The organism is Synechococcus sp. R6-10 (genome assembly GCF_047461815.1).
Lineage (GTDB): Bacteria > Cyanobacteriota > Cyanobacteriia > Thermostichales > Thermostichaceae > Thermostichus.
The window spans coordinates 1-1,140 of the sequence record NZ_JANSHW010000300.1 but is presented as its reverse complement, the minus strand read 5'-3'; the positions used below and the strand labels follow the sequence as shown (position 1 = coordinate 1,140).

The 1,140-nt window shown below is 52.8% G+C and carries 1 protein-coding gene; it reads right to left on the bottom strand.

Annotation, left to right across the window (positions count from 1 at the left end):
* Positions 1-43: 43 nt before the first annotated feature.
* Positions 44-915 (bottom strand): IS5 family transposase gene (locus NW837_RS09100; RefSeq protein ID WP_414330855.1). Its coding sequence is split into 2 segments (ribosomal slippage): positions 44-564 and positions 564-915, totalling 873 coding nucleotides; the frame shifts between segments, so codons are not numbered across the junction.
* Positions 916-1,140 lie beyond the last annotated feature (225 nt).

Here is a 1,140-nt window from a genome sequence, read left to right as displayed (position 1 = left end):
TATGCAAGGTTGGCGCAGAACTAAGAGACTGTCTTAAAACCGTCTAGGAAGCCAATCTTCTGACCATAAGTCGGATCATCGCCGTGTAGATAAAGGTTTCTGAGGTTTCGGGCAGGAACTCGTAGTCCCGATTGAGCCTACGATTGAAACTTAGCCAGGCAAAGGTGCGCTCCACTACCCACCTCCTGGGGATGACCACAAAGCCACGATGCCCTCGGGTCTTCTTGAGTAGCTCCTCGGCTAAGTCATCAGGGATGGGTTTTTCATCGGGCCACCAGATACCGCGAAAGTTGGCATCGGGTCGCTGCATGACCTGCACCGTCCAGCCTAAAGTTCGCCTGACCCACTCCTCGAACTGGCGCTTGTAGCCACCGTCAATAAACAGATGACAGAAGTCTCTCTGGGTTGCCCAAGCCGCCTGTAGCACCACTTTCCCGCCTTCGGCATCGGTGATGTCAGCAGGCAGAACCTTGACTTTGAGCACCAAACCCTGGGTATCCACCATCAAGTGCCTTTTGCGACCCTTGATTTTCTTGCCCCCGTCATAACCCCTGACCCCCCTTTTTCGCTGGTCTTCACACTTTGGCTATCCACACTCCCCGCAGTCGGGTAGGGGTTGCGTCCTACCTGGACACGGGTCTTCTCCCGCAGGGTGGTATGGAGTCGCTCGATGAATCCGCTCTTTTTCCACAGCCTGAAGTAGTGATAGACCGTCTTCCAGTGTGGCAAATCGCTAGGCATCATGCGCCAGGAGCATCCAGAGCGAGTGATGTAGAAGATACCGTTGAGGATTTCTCGCCAGCTATGTTCCCTTGGTCTATGGGTGAAGCAGGAGGGCTCGGGCATCAGCGGTTCGAGTATCGCCCACTCATTGTCCGAAAGATCGCTTGGGTAGCAGCTTGCTCGACTATTCATGCTCGATTATATCGTCTGGGAAAGTTTTAAGACAGTCTCTGATACCAGATTCGGTTAGTTCGTCACCGAACGGTGACGAACTAACCCGACCGAAGGGATACGCTTTCTTCGCCGAGCGCAGCGAGGGGTGTGCTCTAGATTCAAAAAGATAGCCTCTTAGCGCTTTTTGTTTGAAGATTATCTTTTTGAATCCGGTATTACAAGGAGCGTTATGCGCCATTCATC